21 protein-coding genes and 1 tRNA gene are annotated in these 18,529 nt (G+C 67.4%); 13 read left to right on the top strand and 9 right to left on the bottom strand.

The annotated features are described in order from the left end of the window. Nucleotides 1-11: 11 nt before the first annotated feature. Together EV653_RS25930 and mobA are read right to left on the bottom strand one after the other, a co-directional pair. Complete coding sequence (locus EV653_RS25930) at nucleotides 12-875, bottom strand: phosphotransferase family protein (RefSeq protein ID WP_238160079.1); 864 nt, start codon at nucleotides 873-875, stop codon at nucleotides 12-14. A 33-nt stretch (nucleotides 876-908) separates the two neighbouring features. Then, a complete protein-coding gene (mobA, locus tag EV653_RS25925; RefSeq protein WP_134106267.1) occupies nucleotides 909-1,448 on the bottom strand; it encodes a molybdenum cofactor guanylyltransferase in 540 nt (179 codons plus the stop codon). Nucleotides 1,449-1,489: 41 nt separating this feature from the next. Here mobA and EV653_RS25920 point away from each other — a divergent pair, with 41 nt between their 5' ends. From EV653_RS25920 to EV653_RS25900, 5 genes are all read left to right on the top strand, one after another. Continuing rightward, nucleotides 1,490-2,281: a carbon-nitrogen hydrolase family protein gene (locus EV653_RS25920; RefSeq protein WP_134106266.1), complete on the top strand. Its 792-nt coding sequence runs from the start codon at nucleotides 1,490-1,492 to the stop codon at nucleotides 2,279-2,281. Nucleotides 2,282-2,339: 58 nt separating this feature from the next. Continuing rightward, entirely contained in the window at nucleotides 2,340-3,368 is a 1,029-nt protein-coding gene (gene cobC, locus EV653_RS25915) for an Rv2231c family pyridoxal phosphate-dependent protein CobC (protein ID WP_134106265.1), read from the top strand. A 147-nt stretch (nucleotides 3,369-3,515) separates the two neighbouring features. Further along, entirely contained in the window at nucleotides 3,516-4,094 is a 579-nt protein-coding gene (locus tag EV653_RS25910) for a BatC protein (RefSeq protein ID WP_134106264.1), read from the top strand. Nucleotides 4,095-4,534: 440 nt separating this feature from the next. Further along, nucleotides 4,535-5,767 carry a cupin domain-containing protein gene (locus EV653_RS25905; RefSeq protein ID WP_134106263.1) on the top strand — a complete coding sequence of 411 codons (1,233 nt, stop codon included), beginning with the start codon at nucleotides 4,535-4,537 and terminating at the stop codon, nucleotides 5,765-5,767. Between the two features lie 460 nt (nucleotides 5,768-6,227). Continuing rightward, the gene (locus EV653_RS25900) at nucleotides 6,228-7,154 is read left to right on the top strand and encodes a sucrase ferredoxin (protein ID WP_134106262.1); all 927 of its coding nucleotides are present in this window, start codon (nucleotides 6,228-6,230) and stop codon (nucleotides 7,152-7,154) included. Between the two features lie 18 nt (nucleotides 7,155-7,172). Here the strand turns inward: EV653_RS25900 and EV653_RS25895 are convergent, their stop codons facing one another. After that, entirely contained in the window at nucleotides 7,173-7,772 is a 600-nt protein-coding gene (locus EV653_RS25895) for a gamma carbonic anhydrase family protein (protein ID WP_134106261.1), read from the bottom strand. Nucleotides 7,773-8,185: 413 nt separating this feature from the next. On the opposite strand from EV653_RS25895, the gene EV653_RS25890 reads away from it, so the two are divergent. Further along, nucleotides 8,186-8,389, top strand: a complete 204-nt coding sequence (locus EV653_RS25890; protein ID WP_134106260.1) for a hypothetical protein — start codon at nucleotides 8,186-8,188, stop codon at nucleotides 8,387-8,389. Here EV653_RS25890 and EV653_RS25885 read toward each other — a convergent pair. The 4 genes from EV653_RS25885 to EV653_RS25870 form a co-directional block, all read right to left on the bottom strand. After that, entirely contained in the window at nucleotides 8,371-8,913 is a 543-nt protein-coding gene (locus EV653_RS25885; RefSeq protein ID WP_134106259.1) for a DUF3224 domain-containing protein, read from the bottom strand. The genes EV653_RS25890 and EV653_RS25885 overlap by 19 nt on opposite strands. 485 nt (nucleotides 8,914-9,398) lie before the next feature. Next, nucleotides 9,399-10,313: an aminoglycoside phosphotransferase family protein gene (locus tag EV653_RS25880; protein ID WP_238160078.1), complete on the bottom strand. Its 915-nt coding sequence runs from the start codon at nucleotides 10,311-10,313 to the stop codon at nucleotides 9,399-9,401. 52 nt (nucleotides 10,314-10,365) lie between these two features. Beyond that, complete coding sequence (locus EV653_RS25875; protein ID WP_134106257.1) at nucleotides 10,366-11,583, bottom strand: MFS transporter; 1,218 nt, start codon at nucleotides 11,581-11,583, stop codon at nucleotides 10,366-10,368. A 74-nt stretch (nucleotides 11,584-11,657) separates the two neighbouring features. Further along, complete coding sequence (locus EV653_RS25870; protein ID WP_134106256.1) at nucleotides 11,658-12,893, bottom strand: MFS transporter; 1,236 nt, start codon at nucleotides 12,891-12,893, stop codon at nucleotides 11,658-11,660. A gap of 92 nt (nucleotides 12,894-12,985) precedes the next feature. On the opposite strand from EV653_RS25870, the gene EV653_RS25865 reads away from it, so the two are divergent. Next, nucleotides 12,986-13,074 (top strand) — tRNA-Ser (locus EV653_RS25865). A gap of 100 nt (nucleotides 13,075-13,174) precedes the next feature. Here the strand turns inward: EV653_RS25865 and EV653_RS25860 are convergent. Further along, nucleotides 13,175-13,987, bottom strand: a complete 813-nt coding sequence (locus tag EV653_RS25860; RefSeq protein ID WP_134106255.1) for a hypothetical protein — start codon at nucleotides 13,985-13,987, stop codon at nucleotides 13,175-13,177. A 519-nt stretch (nucleotides 13,988-14,506) separates the two neighbouring features. On the opposite strand from EV653_RS25860, the gene EV653_RS25855 reads away from it, so the two are divergent. From EV653_RS25855 to EV653_RS25825, 6 genes are all read left to right on the top strand, one after another. Beyond that, on the top strand, nucleotides 14,507-14,812 hold the full coding sequence (locus EV653_RS25855) for a hypothetical protein (RefSeq protein WP_134106254.1): 306 nt from the start codon (nucleotides 14,507-14,509) through the stop codon (nucleotides 14,810-14,812). Between the two features lie 458 nt (nucleotides 14,813-15,270). Then, nucleotides 15,271-15,612: an ArsR/SmtB family transcription factor gene (locus tag EV653_RS25845; RefSeq protein WP_134106253.1), complete on the top strand. Its 342-nt coding sequence runs from the start codon at nucleotides 15,271-15,273 to the stop codon at nucleotides 15,610-15,612. Between the two features lie 3 nt (nucleotides 15,613-15,615). Then, nucleotides 15,616-16,122 carry an SRPBCC family protein gene (locus EV653_RS25840; protein ID WP_134106252.1) on the top strand — a complete coding sequence of 169 codons (507 nt, stop codon included), beginning with the start codon at nucleotides 15,616-15,618 and terminating at the stop codon, nucleotides 16,120-16,122. Beyond that, nucleotides 16,122-16,787: a dihydrofolate reductase family protein gene (locus EV653_RS25835; RefSeq protein ID WP_134106251.1), complete on the top strand. Its 666-nt coding sequence runs from the start codon at nucleotides 16,122-16,124 to the stop codon at nucleotides 16,785-16,787. The genes EV653_RS25840 and EV653_RS25835 overlap by 1 nt, the downstream gene beginning before the upstream one ends. Nucleotides 16,788-16,838: 51 nt before the next feature. Beyond that, on the top strand, nucleotides 16,839-17,360 hold the full coding sequence (locus EV653_RS25830; protein ID WP_134106250.1) for a GNAT family N-acetyltransferase: 522 nt from the start codon (nucleotides 16,839-16,841) through the stop codon (nucleotides 17,358-17,360). Beyond that, complete coding sequence (locus EV653_RS25825) at nucleotides 17,360-17,776, top strand: hypothetical protein (RefSeq protein ID WP_134106249.1); 417 nt, start codon at nucleotides 17,360-17,362, stop codon at nucleotides 17,774-17,776. Before EV653_RS25830 ends, EV653_RS25825 begins: the two co-directional genes overlap by 1 nt. Nucleotides 17,777-17,793: 17 nt before the next feature. Here EV653_RS25825 and EV653_RS25820 read toward each other — a convergent pair whose 3' ends face one another. Next, entirely contained in the window at nucleotides 17,794-18,522 is a 729-nt protein-coding gene (locus EV653_RS25820; RefSeq protein WP_134106248.1) for a DinB family protein, read from the bottom strand. Between the last annotated feature and the right edge of the window lie 7 nt (nucleotides 18,523-18,529).

Raw genomic sequence — 18,529 nt, 5'->3', positions numbered from 1 at the left:
ACAACTTACCCTCAGGGTGCGACCAGCTGCTCCATGTCCCGGGCGATGCTGTCGAGGTAAGTAGTCTCGCCTATCGACTGGAACCAGTCCCATAGTTCGAGCGAATGGTAGAGCCGGTAGAGATCGGTCCGCTCCGCCGGCAGGTCGCCGTACCCATCGGCGAGGCCGGCGAGTTTCTCGGCGTTGTCGTGGGCGGAGTACTGGATCGTCTTGGCGATATCGATGAGCGGGTCGGCGGCGATCGCGTTCTCGACGTCGATGAACCCGGTGACGCGCCAGGTGTCCGGATCCACGAGCACGTTGCCTTCGTGGAAGTCGTTGTGGCACAGCACAGCGGCCTCGTTGTCGGCGAATAGGTGCCGATGCTGCGCGACGTACGCAGCGATCTTTGCTTGCAGTTTCGCGTCTCCGCCGAGCTGCTCGAACTCGCTCATCTTCTTCGCGAACTGCCGGTCCATGTACTGCTCGTTGTCCGGGAGCGGATCGAGGATCTGGTCAGTCAGATAGCCGTACTCCGGCTGTCCGATGCGATGGATACGAGCGAGCAGTTGGCCGAGCTGCGTGTACGTCGCACGCCAGTCCGGCGGCTCGAGCTCGGACAGCGGCACCCCGTCGAGCTTGGTGAGGATCGTGACGCTGTCGCCGACGTGGACCACTCGGGGGATCGAGCCGCTGAGTTCCTGCTCCAGCAGGCCGTAGACGTGGACTTCCTTCGCCTGCTTCCACGCCCACTCCGGCGCATAGACCTTCACGATCAGCGGATCGCTGTCCGTGCGTACTTCGTAGACGGTGCTGAGTTGGCCACCGGTGCGCTCGACGATTTCGACGATGTCGGTGCCGGGGCGGGCATCTGTCACGACGCGGGCGATATCCACAGGTTCGACGCTACGAGTCGTGTCCATTCATTTTCAGTCGTCCAGGTCGGCCCAGGTGTCGACGTCGTCGCCGGCCCGCGTCGGTTCGCTCCAGGCGATGTCGAGCCCGGCGAGCGTACGGCGTACCGACTTGTCCCGGGGATCGCCGACCTGATGGATCGCCTCTGTCAACGCTGTACGGCGGTACGCCGTCGCCAGCTGCTGCTCCTGCCCGGACGAGTCGCGCAGCCCGTACCCGTCGTACTCACCGAGCCCGTCGACGAGCGTGCTCACGTCGTCCTTCGTCAACCAGGGCAGGTCGCAGCTCACGACCACGACGATTGGCGCGGTACCTCGCTGAAGGCCGGCCGCAAGCCCCGCCACTGGTCCGCCCGCCGGCGGATCCTCCACGGTCCAGTCGACCTCGCGGTACGTCGTACGCACCGGACCGACCACTACCGTCGAGGTTGACCCTTCCGTTGCGGTCAGCACCCGATCCAGCAGGGTCATGCCGTCGAGCACCAACATCGCCTTGTCCACCCCACCGAACCGAGTGGACCCGCCCCCAGCCAGCACCACCGCGTCAAACTCCACGGAGGCAGTCTCGCACCCGAGTTGTGCGGCACCATGGAGAGATGAGGATCGCTGTGGTGCAGACCGCCAGTGGCTACGACAAGGCCGCCAACCGGGACCTGGTCGGTCGCCTGGTCGCGGACGCCGCACAGGGCAGGCCTGATGTCGTCGTGCTGCCGGAGGCGATGATGTCCGACTTCGCTGTCGAGGGTGAGTCGGTGGCTGAGGCGGCCGAGTCGCTCGACGGTGAGTTCGTGGCGACGCTACGGAAGGCTGCGGTCGAGCACAGCGTGGCGATTGTGGCCGGCATGTTCGAACGCAGCTGTGACCAGCACCGTCCCTACAACACCCTGCTGGCCGTTGGTGCGGACGGGTCACTGCTCGGCGCGTATCGCAAGATCCACCTCTACGACGCGTTCGGATACAAGGAGTCCGACCAGCTCACCGCTGGCGATGTAGTTCCGGTGGTCGTGCAGGTCGGCGACCGGAAGCTCGGACTGATGACCTGCTACGACCTGCGCTTCCCAGAGCTCTCCCGCGCACTGATCGACGCTGGAGCGGAGGTGCTCGTCGTCCCGGCGGCCTGGGTGCGCGGACCGCTCAAAGAGCACCACTGGACCACTCTGCTCACTGCGCGCGCGGTGGAGAACACCTGCTACGTCGCAGCCGCCGCACAGAACGGCAAGAAGTACTGCGGCCTCAGCCAGGTCGTGGATCCGCAGGGGATCGCACTGGCTTCGGTAGGCGAGTCGGACGGGCACGCGTTCGCCGAGATCACGGGCGAGCGGCTGGCCGACGTACGCAAACGCAACCCGTCTCTCCAGAACCGCCGGTACTCCGTCACGCCACGCTGAGCGACCAGTGCGCGGACCGACTGGTCCGAAATGGTCATTGACACGTTAACCTCCTGGCGTGGTCGATGCGTTTGATCTGGAGCATCACGGTGATCTAGAGGTCGGCGAGGGTCTTGTCGACCTCGCCGTCAACGTTCGCGCGGGCACTCCGCCGCCCTGGCTGGTCGACGCGATCACGGCGAGCCTGACGGAGCTCGCGGCGTACCCACGTCCTGGGGCGGCGGTCGACGCGGTCGCGCGCCGCCATGGCGTGTCGCCGGATCGGGTGCTGCTCACCGCCGGCGCTGCGGAGGCGTTCGTGCTGATCGCGCGGGCCTTCCGGCCGCGGCATCCGGTCGTCGTTCATCCCCAGTTCACCGAGCCCGAGGCGGCGTTGCGTTCGGCCGGGCACCTGGTCGACCGGGTGATCCTGCGGCCCGAGGACGGGTTCGTGCTGGACCCGTCCGCCGTACCGCGGGATGCCGACCTCGTCGTCATCGGCAACCCGACCAACCCGACCTCTGTGCTGCACCCAGCTGACTCGCTGCGTGAACTGGCACGGCCCGACCGGATCCTGGTCGTCGACGAGGCGTTCATGGACGCGGTGCCGGGTGAACCCGAATCGCTCGCCTGCGCATCGATCCCGGGGCTCGTGGTGGTACGTAGCCTGACCAAGACCTGGGGGCTTGCCGGGCTGCGGGTCGGATATGTCCTCGCGGCGCCGAGTTTGATCGAACAATTGTCAGCCGTTCAACCTCAGTGGCCGGTGTCCACTCCTGCTCTCGCGGCGGCAATTGCCTGCAGCAACGAGCGGGCCGTGGCGGAAGCGGCACAGGCCGCGCTGGACATTTCCCGGCAACGTGTCCACCTGCTTGACAAGCTCGCGACGGCACCCGGCCTTTCGACGTACGGCGCGGCGTCGGCGCCGTTCGTTCTCGTCCACGTCCGGGGTGCTGCGGAATTGCGGGAATCCCTACGTGCGCAGGGGTTTGCGGTCCGTCGCGGGGACACGTTCCCCGGGCTGGGGCCGGACTGGTTACGGGTCGCCGTACGGCCGGAGGACGTCACCGATGGCTTCGTGAAGGTACTCGCGGATCTCCTTCGCTGAACCGACCCTGTACCCGCTGCTGAATCGAGTTGGCGCTGTAACGCTCGAGGGGTTTAGCGGAGCTCCACTTTGCGCACAAGATGGCCAGGGTGCCCCCTTGACGATGTCCCGGGCATCTTTCTGGCCATTCGCGAAGGGAGCAGCACAATGGGTCTCAGCGACGACGACATGAACACCTCATCCGAAGGTGGCGAAGGCCTGGCCGACGGGGGCGCCAACGTCGGCGGCACCGATGGCGGAGCCGACGGCGGCGCGGGCGGCAACACGTCCGGTGGGTACGGCGACAGCTCGTCCTCCGACGGCGGCGCCGACGGTGGTGCCGATGGTGGCGCTGGTGGCACTGGGGAGGGGCCGGCTGACGGTGGTGCCTCGCCGGGTGCGCAGGACGGTGGCGCCGATGGCGGTGCGGGTGACGGCGCGGGTGGCGGCTCGGGCAACTACGGCGAGGGCACCGCGGACGGCGGCGCCAACGAGGGCGCAAGCGACGGCGGCGCTGATGGTGGTGCTGGCGGTGGATCCGGCTCCGGCGAAGGGCTGGCTGACGGCGGCGCTTCCCAGGGTGCGCAGGATGGTGGCGCGGACGGCGGTGCCGGTGGCGAAGGTACTGCGGATGGCGGCGCGAACCCGAGCGGCTCCGACGGCGGCGCTGACGGTGGCGCAGATGGCGGTGCCGACAGAGGTGCCGGTGGCGGCGAAGGCGGCGGCGGGAACTCCGGGAGCTGGTGACCCCCATGCCGGACGCCGGGCCCGACCCCACCCCCGCCACCCCCGCGACCTCCGAGTCCCCGGAGGCTGGGAGCTCCGGGACCCCGGGGGCTGGGACCTCCGGGAGCCCTGGGAACCTCGGGAGCCCGGGGAGCCTCGGGACTCCCGATAGCCTCGGGAACCCGGCGAACCTCGGGACCTCCGGGAGCCTCGGGAACCCGGCGAACCTCGAGAACCCCGTAAGCCTCGGGACCTCCGGGACTCCGGATAACCTTGGCAACCGGGCGAACCTCGGGAACCCGGGGAGCCTCGGGAACCCGGCGAACCTCGAGAACCTCGGGACCTCCGGGACCCCGGATAACCTTGGCAACCGGGCGAACCTCGGGACCCCGGGGAGCCTCGGGAGCTCCCGGGACCGCGGGAATCCTCGGCCTCTGGCTGACGGGTCGTCGCCGGACGGGTTGCGGGGTCAGCTGCGGGATGAGCGCCCGGCGCTCCGGCGTTGTGTAGCAGGAGATCTGGACGAGTTCGCGACCTCGTACTGGGGTACGCGGGCGCTGCTGTCCCACGGCCCGGATTTACCTGCGCCGTACGACGATCTGTTCAGCCTGGAGGCGGTCGACGAACTGCTGTCCCGTCGCGGTCTGCGGACGCCGTTCTTGCGGATCGCCAAGAACGGCGCGGTCGTGGGGGACAGTCAGTTCACCGGCCCGGCTGGTGTGGGTGCTGAGATCGCCGACCAAGTCCAGGACGACAAGGTGGCGGCCTTGTTCGCCAGCGGGCACACCGTCGTACTCCAGGCACTGCACCGGACCTGGCCTGCCTTGGTCGACTTCTCGACCCAGCTATCCGCGGACTCTGGGCATCCGGTGCAGATCAACGCGTACATCACCCCTGCCGAGTCGCAGGGGTTCTCGGCGCACTACGACGTACACGACGTCTTCGTACTCCAAGTGGCAGGCGAGAAGCACTGGACCGTGCATGAGCCCGTCCACGTCGACCCACTGCGGAACCAGCCGTGGACCGATCACGCCCAAGCGGTCGCAGCTGCTGCGCGTGACAACGCTCCTGTGATCGACGAGGTATTGCGTCCCGGCGACGCGCTGTATGTCCCGCGCGGGTTCCTGCACTCCGCCAAGGCACTGGGCGGCGTCAGCGCACATCTAACAGTCGGAATGCACACCCTGACGCGCTACCTCCTCGTGCAAGAGCTCGCCGCGCTAGCCGCCAACGAGCCAGCCCTGCGCACTGCACTCCCGCTCGGCTTCGACCCGGGTGACCCCGACCAGCTCGCCGAGATCCTCCCTGCGGTAGCCGAGCTCTTCGCCCAGCAGATCCGGTCCGCAATTCCCGACGCATTGGCCGCCCGCCTACGCCGCCGTACCTGGTCCAGCAACCGACCAGCCCCCCTTCCTCCGCTGGCTCACGCGGCGTCAATCGCGTCCCTATCCATAGGCACAACAGTCCGCCTACGCCCAGGCCTCCGCTGCCGCGTCATCCCCGGCGACCCAGTAGTCCTCCAACTACCCGACCGCACAGTCACCTTCCCCCCATCCACCCAACCAGCCCTCACCGAACTAACCTCCGGCACCGACTGCAAAGTGGGCACCCTCCCCGCCCTACCCAGCCCCGACCAACTAGTCCTAGTCCGCCGCCTCCTAAAAGAAGCCGTCCTAGTAGCAACCACCAACTAACCCGCCATACCGGCAACTGCGGACTGACCCGCGGCGGCAACCAACCAGTGCGCCGCCGCGGCGGCAACCAACGACTGACCCGCGGAGCGGCAACCGACAACTGAGGCGTCGGAGGTGGCGCTGACAGCTGAGGTGTCGGCGGTGGCGACCGACAGGTGAGCTGCCGGGGTGCCAACTGGGGACCGAGTCGGCTGGGTGGCAACAAACAACTGAGCCGCCGTTCCGGCGATCGAGAACTGAGCCGTCTTGGCAGCAACTAACGAACCCAGCCGTCGCGGTGGGCAGCTGACAGATCAGTCGCCGAGGTGGCAACCGGCGGGTGAGTCGTCGTGTCGGCACTGCGAACTGAGGCGTCGCCGTGGCAACCAAGAACTGAGCTGGCGAGGTGGTAGTCGGCAATTGAGGTTCGTGGAGTGACTGGTTGAAGGTGGTTTGGGGTGGTGTGGAATTGTGAGGTGTCGTGGACGACGGGGACGCTCGGTACCGACCGGAAACGGGCTGCGCGGCCCGAGCTGACCTCCGGCACGACTCGCTGACAGCGACCGCCCCGCCCGCACAACGCTGGCTCCTCATCGAATCCCACACCGCCTGGCCACGCCAGGCCCTCACCGCCCTCGAACGCACCCTCGCCGACGCGGTTGCGCGGTTGTGTCGGGAGGTGGGGATTCGGCCGGTGTTGGTTCGGCGGTATGGGCGGGTGGATCGGACGCGGGGGCGGCGGTGGGGGTTGGTGGACTGTCGGCCGGGGCGTGAAGAAGTTCGTTGGGGACCGTTGCCGACGGATGAGCACCTGCTCGACGTGCTTGCCGGCAAGGTTGCAGGCACGGTCAGCACCGAGCCGGTCTACCTCGTCTGCACGCACGGGCGTCACGACGCGTGTTGCGCCGTGCGAGGTCGCCCGGTCGCTGCGGCGCTCGCGGCGGCGTACCCGGAGCGCACCTGGGAATGCAGCCACATCGGCGGCGATCGCTTCGCGGCGAACGTCGTCGTACTCCCGCACGGGCTGTTCTACGGCCACGTCCCACCGAGCCGCGCCGTCGAACTCGCCAGCCAATACGACAAGGGCCTCGTCGTACCCGATCTCCTCCGTGGATCAGGTGCGTTCACCCCGCCCGTCCAAGCCGCCCAGCATTTCGCCCGAGAAGCCGGTCACTCACCAACCGTCGACAACCTCCTACCGCAGTCCGTCGAACAACTCCCAAACCACCACTACCGAATCCTCCTCAAAACGACGGACCCCGCGACGCCGCCGAACGCAACTCCGAGCGGATCGATCACCGTCGAGGTCTCAGCTCACCTCGACACCATCGACGCCCGCCTGACCTGCGCAGGAACCTCCCCTGCGCAGATCCGCCGCTTCGAACTCCACACCCTCACCACCGCCTGAACCGCCAGACGGGCTGGTTCAGGTTGGGTCGATGAGGCGATCCTCGAGGTGCGCACCGTAGAAGGCGGATTGGCGGGCCATGATCTCGCGCAGAGGTGTGCCACGAGGGACGCCGTACACCGTGCCCGGGAAGTCCATCTCGCGCTGGACCTGCCACAGCTCCTCATGCCGGTCGGGGGAGAAGAGCTGTGCCGGATTGCCGGCCGCGATCCAGCCGATCGGGAGGATCGTGCCTGCCTCCAGGTGCGAGTTCACGTGCAGCACGCTGTTGATCCGGAGTTCTGCGCCTGTGCCGGCGACGGAACCGGGGAACAACGCGGCGCCCGTGGCGATGAAGACCTCGTTCTCGACCGTGGCGCCGTTCACGTGTGCATGGGGACCTACCAGGACCGCGTCGCCGATCAGAGCGGGATGGTCGGCCCGGCCGCGCACCAGGGCGTTCTCCATCACCACACTGTTCTCGCCGAGTCTGACCTCGCCGTTCTCCGCGGTCAGCACAGCACCGTGCAGGACTCTGCTGCCTTCGCCAAGGACGACGGCGCCGCAGAGCACGGCCGATGGTGCGACGTACGCGGATTCGGGCACGACCGGTCGTCGGCCGCGGTGTTCGAGCAGCATCTGTCGCTGTCCTTTCGTTGCGTGACCACCTCGCTCCAGCTGTACCAGTGTCGTCTGCGAACCCTGCGAACCTGCGGACTCTCCACAGCCCGGGTCCTCACAACCCCGGGCGGCGGTGTCCTCCGGCCCGTCCACATCAGAGGTGGGAGGCTCGGTCCATCGGACAATCCGGGTGGAGAACCGCGAACTGAGGCCAACATTAGAACAGATGTTCGACACAACGCAACGCATTCTGACAGGTCAGCGATCGGCGGCGACACGGGCACCTCGGACAACGCGCCGGACAGTTTCCCGGCCGGCCTGAGCTATCGAGAGACCTGGATCGGCATGCCCGCCACGAGCAAAGCCACGCTCGCTGCCTACACGGTGTGGCCATCGGGTCTGTGGGTTGAGGCAGCGCCCTGTTCGCGGTCATGGGTCTGATGCGTGCCGCGTCCCGCAAGGTTTGGCTGACTGATAAGTTCCGAATGCTCCACGAGGCGGATGCGGCGAATCCCCCGGACGCCGACCATCGGATCCAGGTGGACGCACTCAACGTGCAGAACCAGACCGAGAAGGTGGCAAGACTCTGGCAGTACGTCGATGATTCGCTGCCGAATTACGTCAGCGTGATATGACCCCGGTAAACGTAGGTGACTGGTTCTCCGATGATGTCCTTGAAGTCGAGACGGCCGGTGGCGCCGGCGAAACCGCCAGTGCCACTGCCTGCCACGATCGGGTGTTGACAACGCCCGCGAATCTCCGCGCCATCGGGTTCGAATTTGGCTTCGAACTTGTATGTGGTGGCGAATGTTCCCTCGGGACCACCGTTGAGTCTGCCGACGAAGACCTCCGCACCGGTCTCCAGGTATGCGCCGCTCGGCGTCTGATGGGCGGAGTCGACTCTGGTGTACCAGCAGCCGTCCAGGCTGCCAGTTATGTCGAGCCCTGGGTAGCTGACGAATTCCTCGTACCCCGTGGGCGGGGCAGGGCACTGGACCGCGTCATACACCGCGTCCCCGGAGAGTTGATTCGTCGCGGCTTGCGCATTCACAGGGAGCGCTATCAGTACGCTCATCACCAAGGCGAACAGGAACATGAGTCGTTGATTCTTCAGCACGGTTTTCCCCCATTCGGCAGGGACGAATTGGTCGCCCGCCACATTTCACCATCACGCAGATAACGCGCCGTGTCCATGGCCGCGTGCACCTAACCGTCCGCGATCGTACGTGCGACTTCGCGAACCATCGTGGAGAGTTCAGCTGGGGCGATGACCACGACGTCGCCGGCTTGGGCCAGGACGGCAGCGCAGGCTTCGTGGGGGGTTCTCCAGGTCGACGTGGATGATCCAAGCTGCTCCGGGCCGGCATCGCATACGTTCTGGCAGTGATCATGTGATGTCTCAGGACATGGGTGACAGTTCTGTATCAAGACATCGGTGACGGTTGGTGTGTCAGGACATCGGTGACGTTCAGCCGGTCTTGGGCGTTGTCCGGGAGGTCGGCCGTTGCCGAGGTTAGTCACGCCGGACGCCGGTTGGGTGTCCTCGACGAGCTTGGTCAGGCTCCCGCGGCTGACCAAGCTGGTGGAGCGTCTATCGGGCTCGGAGATTCGGGAGTTGGCGCGTCGACCGCCAGCTCAGAGACCTTATCGAGGAGGTGCGAGCACCTCGCCGATGACGTGCCGCGCGTAGTTCGCGATCGCCGGGTTGGTGTCCTTCTGGTGCGACCACACGATCAGGGCCTGGGACAGCACGCGCCCACGTCCGCGGAGCCACGTCGCGTCGTCCACGTCCAACGCCGCACGGAACTCGTCGCGCACTTCAGCGGGCAAGAGGTGCCACACGGGGAACAGGTCGCACGCCGGATCGCCGACACCGCATGTCTCGAAGTCGAGTACCGCGGTCAGCCGGCCCTCCGCCGACACGAGCAGGTTGCCCGGCGTCAGGTCCGAGTGCACCCACACCTCGCGCCCGTCGTACGGCGCCGCGAGCGACTCCTCCCACGACGCCAGCGCTGCACGGGTGTCGATCAGGCCGTCCAGCTCGCCGATCGCCTTCCGCGTCGAGGAGTCCAGCTCGACCATAGGAGCGCGCGTGCGGCGCTCGCCCGGATACGCCGGCGGCCGGTCCGGCAGGTCGATCCGCCGGAACGCGTCGACGAACGCTGCGAGGTCCGTCGCCAGCCCGCGTGGGTCGGCGAGCGCGTCGGGGGAGGGGTGCCGACCGGTGAGCCAGCGGTGGACGGACCACTCGCCCGGGTACGCGTCGGTGGGTGAGCCGATCGCCTCGACAGAGGGGATGGCGACAGGCAGGAACGGCGCGAGTGTCGCGAGTTTTGCCTGCTCCCGTCGGATTGCGTCGATGCTCGAGGGCCGGAGCGGCAGCCGTACGGACAGGTCGGAACCGAGGCGGTAGATCGCGTTCACCAATCCGCTGGAGTCGACCGGCTCCAGCGGCAACCCGGCCCACTGCGGGAACTGAGCGGCCACCAGTTCGCGGACGAGCGGTGTGTCGATCTCGGCCTGATCGGCGTAGACCTTGCGGTGACTCACGAGCCCCATCGGACCGGTCGGCCCGTCCGGCTGTCAACCAGTTTCGGATCGAGTGGGCGACTCAGATGCGCGCGGAACTGAGCCGCGGCGCGACTCGCGCAAGCACATAGATCGTCAGGCTCGCCACCAGCGCCAGCCCGGCCAGCACCAGCCACGGCAGCTCGTGATGGACCTCGAAGAGCTGCGCGAAGAACCCCGGCGCCAGCACGCTCGAGAACGCGAACGAGTACTGCCAGTACGACAGGTACTTCCCGCGTCCAACCACAGGCGAGACCGCGGCCGACAGGGCGTTGTTGGTCGCCGCATGCAGTACGTCGGCGAACGCATAGCAAGCAGTCGCGAGCACTAGCACCGGCACGACCCACCCCGCCGCAATGTGGAGCTGCAGTGCCATCAGCACCGCCCACACTGCGTAGGTGATCCCAGCGACCACCATGACGTTCGTACGACGCCTCCGCTCGGTGTGCCGCACCACCAGCGTCTGACCGGTCGCCAGTACGACAGATGTCGCTGCAATCAGCACACCGACCAGCCACTTCGGCACGGTCAGTGCCTCAGTGACATACACGGGTACGCCGACGCCGAGCATCATCGTGCAGAGCGCGAGCAACGTGTTCGCGCCGATCAGTACCAGGAACGTCTTGTCCTCGCGGAGTAGCGGAGCCGGCCCGCTGTCCTGGTTGGCACGCTCGTGGTGTGAGGGGTGCAGCCGTAGCAGGAGCAGACCGGCGACGTAGAACGACACCGCGTTCACTGCCATCGCGACAAGGAACGCTATGTCGCCACCGATGGCCAGCAGCCAGCCCGCTACCAGAGCGCCGAGCGCCAGACCGCCGGCTTGCATCATCCCGCCCAGCCCGAACCACTTGTCCCGCTCGCCCTCGTCGGCGACGTCGGCAAGCAGACTGAAGATCGCCGACCAGAACACCCGCTGCCCGGTTGTCGTCACCAGCGAGCACAGGAACAGCACCCAGATCGATCGCCCGAAGAAGAACCCGGTGAACGCCAGCCCCTGGGCGAACTGCGCGGCCACGACGATGTTGCGCGGTCCGACTCGATCGATCACCACTCCCACCGCGGCGGGTGCGGCGATGGAGAACAGCGTCGCGATGGTCAGCATCAATCCGGCCGTGCCGAGCTGGATGCCGGCGACCTTGTTGAAGAACAGCAGCAGGAGCGGCCCCGCGCAGCCGCCGCCGAACGAGTCGATCGCGAGGCCGGCCAGCAGCGGTACTCGGCCACGGACGTTCGGGAGGCCGAGTGACGTGGCTGCGGGCATGGCGGAGCGCTCCCATCGGTCATCTCGGCGGCTGGCGAACCTTAGCAAGCGCTGTCCGGCCGTACCATCCGATTTCAGTCTGCTGCAGACACCCGCCGTACGGAGATATGCCGGAGCGGACGCCATGCGATTGCTGTCATGAACACCATGGCCACGAAGGCGATCGCGAACGGAGCAGCCAGCCCGAACTGCTGCGCCAGTACGCCGCCGAGCGCCGAACCGATCGCAGCACCGCCGACCGAGGCCAGCAGGTAGACGCTGTTCACCCTGCCCATCAACGCATCCGGAGTCACGAGCTGACGTGTCGTGGTCGAGACGATGCCCCACACCACGGCGTGGACGCCGAACACGGCCATAGTGACGCCGGCGACCCACGGGTTCCTGGTGAGCGCCAGGACCAGGTGGACCGTCGTTTCGATGACCAGGCCGGCACGGAGCAGAGTCACCGAGCCGACGCGAGGCTCCAGGAAGTGGTACGTCGGCATGCCGAGCACGCCACCGACCGCGCCGACAGCTATGAGCAGGCCGAACTGTGTCTCCGTCAGACCGAGCCGCTCGCGAGCGAAGAGCACCCAGGTCGCAAAGGCTGCACAGAAGGTGATGTTCATGACCAGGATCGACAGTGCGAGCGTCCGTACGCCGGAGTGCTGCCAGAGCCAGCGGACTCCTTCGTGAACCTCCTGCCAGAGCGCTCCGCGCGTGGAGCGGTCGGGAAGCGGTGGACGTACGGCGACGCGCACGATCAGAGCCGCTGCGGCGGCGAAGGTGACCGCATCGAAGAACAGCGGAATGCCGGCGCCCGCCGCGAACAACAGCGCGCCAAGCGGAGGCCCGCCGAGCTGTTGGATGGTGGCGCTGGCGAACAGCCGTGAGTTGGCCTTGCCGAGGTGATCCTTCGGTACGGCGCTGACGAGCAACGCGCCGGATGCGTTATCTGCCAGGGTTTCCGCCGTACCAAGCAGGAACAAGGCGAGGTAGATCGCCCAGAGCGGCGAGGTGCCGAGCAGTACGGCGACACCCAGCACGACCAGGACAACCGCGCGAAAGGTGTCAGCGGCAACAATCATCAACCTGCGATCGAGTCGATCGACGAGCACGCCACTGAACAACGCGAACAGCAACCACGGCAGCTGCTGGACGAACGCCGCAGCCCCCACCGCCGCGGGCTCCTTGGTAATCGAGGCAACAAGCAACGGCCCGGCGGCCAGCATGGCGCCGTCGCCGAGATTGGAGATGAGCGCCGCCGGCCAGATCTTCCGGAAGTCCGACCCGAGCTCAACCGGGAACGCAACCGCGCCAAGCGAACGCATGAGACTCCAGACCCTACCGGCGGCCTCGCACCGCCGCACTCCGATTACCTCACCCCACCTGCGCTATCCTCGACCCTCGGCGGCAACCGCCGGGAGGGTTCGCATAGTGGCCGAGTGCGCTGGTCTTGAAAACCGGTATGGCGGGTGACCGTCATCGTGGGTTCGAATCCCACACCCTCCGCTCACGTGGGGCATCGATCGCTCGTGACCTGCGACAACGTGCTTTCCTGGCTCCGGAGTCAGGTGTCCGGCGGACGCTGTCCGCCATACCCGCAATGCTGTTAATCTCCGCGGGCGGTCCCGTGGACATCGCGAGTCCCGGCAGTGCGCGGTCTCGCTCCGGTGCCCTGCGACCTGCCGTCGACGGCCGCGAAGGATCCCGCTTGCTGGGTGAACTTCTCGACGGCGTCTCGTCCGGGGGTTTCGCCCGTACGCTCAGCCCGCCAAGTCAGCGGCTGAGCCGTCACGACGCCGTCCGCGCCAGGGACGATGAGGTGGATCCGGTGCGTCTCCGGCAGATCCTCGTACGGCGGCTTGACCCGATGGTCGTACGGCGGCGTCCCCTGCTCCCAGAAGGCGCGATCGAGGCCACCCCGTTCGAGGACCAGCCGCTCCGCGACCTCGCGAGCCACCAGCGGATCGTCCTCGATCATCGTCATCAGACGGTCGGCCACCGGCTTCGGCAGCACCGCCTGCACCACCAGGAGATTCCCGGGTCGAGGGCCCTTGGTTTCGGGGTACGCCGGTAGTCGGTCCATCTCCTTGGGACCGGCGAGCTCTGGGTTGAAGGCGTAGCCGAACCGCACCGTGTCTGCCGGATCTGCCGGCCGATCGGCGCTGACGTCCTCGAACATCACCACCTCAGCCGCGCCCACGCGATCCCCAGCAGCGTCGCGGAACCCGCCGAAGCGATGCGGCGGACCTTCGAGGTACGGCGACAATCGCGATCCGCTCCCGACGCCGTCGCCGAACGTCTTGAACCCGCCACTGTCGATCCTCATCCGACCGTCGCCCCAGTGCACCGTCATGCCCGTCGAGGTGTCGGTGTGCACCAGCACACTGCCTTCCGCCGCCTCCACCACCGGGTCGAGCACGCTCTCCTCCTCCGCCGCACACCGTCCCGAAATCGTAGAACCAAACCGGGCCGTCAGCTGATCAGTCCAACCAGGGTCGTGCCTGCCGGAGTTCGGTACGTCGGGGGCGCCCTGTTCCGCCACGCTTTCCCCTGAGGAGCTGGCCAGTCATCATCATCCGAGTAGAACTGCAGGCAGCTGCGGATGGAGGTCCACGGTGAGCGTTGCGGTTGAGCTGATCAAGGAAGGTCGCAGCTACGCTGTCGCGCTCGGCGGGCTCATCGTCGGGTGCGTGGGTCAAGCCGGGCCGGGAGCTCGCCACCACGCCCGCGTCGAGATGCTGTACATGCAGATGCTTGACGGCCTCGAGGCCGGGCCCGGCGGGTGTAGCGGGGGCGGTGGTTCCGGCGTAGGATGTAAGGTCAACGACTCTGGACCTCGGCCGCCCCCCTTGCGTGCAGGAAGTATGCGAATCCCGAGGTCAATGTGACTACTCTCAGCACCCGTTACCATCAGAGCACGAGACTCTCGGACCCCGGCTTGAGCCTGCCTGAGTCGTTACGGGATTCTCTGCAGCACATCAGACTGCTGCAGAATAAGCGGCGGACCCTGGCCGACGCGCAGGTGGGGGCCGAACTGCAGTTTCTGGCCGCGTTGCGCCGCGAGTGCAACACGGGTCATACCACGTGGCGAGAGCTGCGCCATGCCTATGCCGCGCTGGACGCCGGGCGAGTGCGCGGCATGGAGGCCCGCTGGATGGACGCCATCGGGATCAGCCCGGAGAAGGTGGTCGCCAACGCCAAGCGGGAAGCGACTAGGGCTCGCGGGGTGCGGAAGAGGCGCTAGCCGCTGCCCTCGGACGCTCACGGATGTCGTCCAGGCGCTGGGTCTTCCCGAATCCGTACGCGCGGCCGGCTCGACCGGCGCGCGGTGCCGGGTCGAAGACAGCAGAACTCGCCGTCGACGCTCGACCCCTGTCGGTGCACCCGCTCGCCGGGAATGGTCGGCTACCCACGTCGCGCCGGTCGCCAGCGTCAGCGCGGCGTGGACGTGGAGGTGGCACGGACGCAGGGAGAAACGCCGTACTTCGCGGTCTTCGAAGCCGAGTTCGCTGACGCCGTGGCTGTGACCGCTTCCCGGTCATGGCCGCAAGGCCATATGAGGTAGCCCCGATGTCGCCAACTACGCCACCGGCGGCGCGGTCGTCATCCACTATCAGGTACACGACGAAACCGCCTGGCGACCTGACGAAGCGCGGAACAACTAGCGCTTGACGCATGCCTATATGGGCATATGATGGGTTCATGGCACGGGCAGCGACGACGTCGGATGTGTTCAATGCGATTGCGGAGCCGCAGCGGCGGGAGATCTTGGTGTTGCTGCGGGGTGGTGAGCGGCCGGTGACGGAGTTGGCCGAGGAGTTGGGGATGACCCAGCCGGGGGCGTCGAAACACCTGCGGGTGCTTCGGGAGGTCGGGCTGGTGCGGGATCGGAAGGCGGGCAAGCAGCGGCTGTACGGCCTGGATGCCCGCGGGCTGCGGCCTGTCCACGAGTGGACCGGCGGGTTCGAGCAGTTCTGGAACGAGAGCTTCGGCCGGTTGGACGCGTATGTGCAGGACCTCAAGCAGGCAAGGCAGGAGGACTAGTTGATGAGCACGACAGGACAGGGAACGCCGGCGCAGTCCGCGACGGCCGATCGGGAGATCGTCGTCTCCCGGGTCATCGACGCACCGCGGGAGCTGGTGTTCGAGGCGTTCACCGAGATCCGGCACCTGTCGCAGTGGTGGGGGCCGGAGGGCTTCACCACGACCACGCGGGCGTTCGAGTTCCGCGCCGGCGGCGAGTGGGACTTCCTGATGCACGGGCCGGACGGGACGGACTACACCGAGTGGATCACCTGGACCGAGATCGTCCCGCCGGAGCGGATCGCGCTGCTGCACGGTGAATCGCGCGACGACCCGAACGCCTTCGACTCGGTGCTGACGTTCGAGCCGGACGGGACGGCGACCCGGATTGAGATGCGCACGGTGTTCCCCACCAGGGAACTGCGCGACGAGGCGGTCGAGAAGTACCACGCGATCGAGGGCGGTCAGCAGACCCTCGGCAACCTGGCTGCGTACGTGGCCGAGATCGTTCGGAAGGGAGCGGAGGACTGATGGCCGGAAAGGTGTACTTCAGTGTGACGATGTCGCTCGACGGCTTCGTGGCGCCGGACGAGGTGGCCGTCGCGGATGTGTTCTCGCCCGAGGGGCAGAACGACCCGAGGGTCCAGCGCTGGATGTCGAAGTGGTCGGAGCTGCAGGCGTGGATCTTCCCGCAGCGGTTCTTCCGGGAGAACCTCCAGCTCGGCGAGGGCGGCGAGGAAGGGCTCGACAACGACATCGCCCGGGCGACGTACGAGCGCACTGGTGCGAGCGTGATGGGCAAGCGGATGTTCGACGGCGGCGCGCTGGCCTGGCCGGAGGAAGCGCCGTTCCACACGCCGGTCTTCGTCGTGACGCACGAGACGCGTGACCCTTGGGAGCGGCCGGGCGGGACCACGTTCCACTTCGTCAACGACGGCATCGAGAAGGCGCTCGACCAGGCCCGCGAGGCGGCCGGGGAACGGGACGTCCGCATCGCCGGCGGCGGCGCGACGATCCTGGAGTACCTGAACGCCGGCCTGATCGACGAGTTCACGATCGCGCTCGCACCCGTGCTGTTCGGCAGCGGGATCCGCCTGTTCGAGGGCGTGGACGATGATCGCGTGGCTCTCGAGCCCGTCCGCGCGGAGCCCAGCCCGCGGACGACGCACCTGACCTACACGGTCCGGGAGCGGTAGGCGCTTCCAAATTCGATTGCTGATCGGTTGTGCCCGCCGGACGATGCGGGCATGACCATCAGGCAGCTGGATCCGGCGGACGCCGCGGCGATGGAGCAGTCGTACCAGCTGGCGGTCGCGGTCACGCAGTACGACGTACCCGACTTCCCAACGCCCAGCCGGCAGGACCACCTGGCCCGGTTCGAGGATCCGTTGGCCGCAGCGCTGCTTGCCTGGGAGGGCGGCCGGGTTGTCGGTGCGGCGTCGTACCAGCTGCCACAGTCGGAGAATCTGATGTACCTCGACCTCGTCGTGCATCCGCAGTACCGCTGTCGCGGCATCGGCACCAGGTTGCTGGAAGAGGTCTATGCGGTGGCCCGGCAGCACGAGCGGGGACTGATCGAGGTCGAGGCGGTTCGGGCGCTGCCGGGCGGTGTTGCTCGTGACGAGGCGGGGTATCGCTACCTCACCAACCGCTCTCATCGGCCTGGCGCGACCAGCATCAGGTCCCGGTGCCAGATCGCCGACCACGCGGGAGGAGACGCGGCGACACTCGCCGACGGCTACTCGTCGCCGCGTTGCAGAGCCGGCTGATGCTCGACGCTCCGACCGGTGACCTGGCGGTCGTGCAGCAGGTGCATGACGCCGCGCGAGTACGCCGTCAGGAGGCGGACGAGCTGCGACGTGGCTACCGCTCCTACTCGACCGCTGCGCGGCATGACGCGACCGGACAGGTCGTCGCGCGGACCAAGCTGTCGTTCGAGTCCGAGGACGACACCCACGCACGGCAGCGGATCACGATCGTCGAGCCCGCGCACCGCGGGCGGCGTCTCGGTCTGGCCGTGAAGTCGGCCAATCACGCGTACACACGGGCGAACGAGCCCGCGCTCGTCTTCATCGACGCCTGGAACGCCGAGGACAACACGCACATGCGCGCGGTCAACGCAGCACTCGGCTTCGAGCCGGTGGATCGCTGGTCGGTCTTCCAGCTAGCGGTGCCGAGCGCGTAGGTCAGCTACCACTCGGGTCAGCGGGACGCGAGGGTGTCCAGGTCCCGAGTGGCGAAGCGGAGGTGTTCCCATTCCTCTTCGATGATCACGTGCAGGCAGTGGCGGACGGTCTCGGGGTTCTCAGGGCTGTGCGGGTTCTTCCGCGGGGCGTCGAGCTCGGTCGGGGTGGTGGCGGCGATGAAGTCGCGGACCATGGCGACGCGGCCGGCACGGCCCTCGAGAACATCGGCGTACGGCGGCGCCTCCGCTCCCGGGTCGTCCGTGCCGAGGTACTTAAGACCGAGCGGGTGGAACGGGTCGTCGAGCTCCATGATCGCCTGGCCGAACCAGATGTCCGTGGCGTGGATGAGGTGTCGCTCCGTCTGCGCGAACGACCACTCGCCGTCCACCGAGGTGTCGACAGTGCCGGTCGGCATGGCGTTGACGCGTTCGCGGGCGGCCGCCCATGCTTGCTCGACCTGAGCCCAGGCTGCGCGCAGACCGTCCGGGGCCGTCGCGCGCCGGTTCTCGCGACCGGGGAAACGCCGGTTGAGCTCCGCGTCGACGAACGGTACGACGTCGACGCCGTTGATCGTCAGGGTGGCGTCCTCCGTGCCCAGCCATGGCGCGTCGATGTCGCCGGCTTGGATGTCGACGCCGCGCATCACGACCTGGGACAGATCGGACTCGACGAACCGAGCCCCGCGCAGGTTCGCCTCCACGAACTCGGCTCCCTGCAAGTCGTCGGACCGACCGAACTTCGTCATGCCATCT

Origin of the sequence: Kribbella pratensis, assembly GCF_004365355.1 — a bacterium.
In the GTDB taxonomy this organism is placed as follows: domain Bacteria; phylum Actinomycetota; class Actinomycetes; order Propionibacteriales; family Kribbellaceae; genus Kribbella.
The sequence above is the reverse complement of the archived record's forward strand: the minus strand, read 5'-3'. Positions and strand labels throughout refer to the sequence as shown.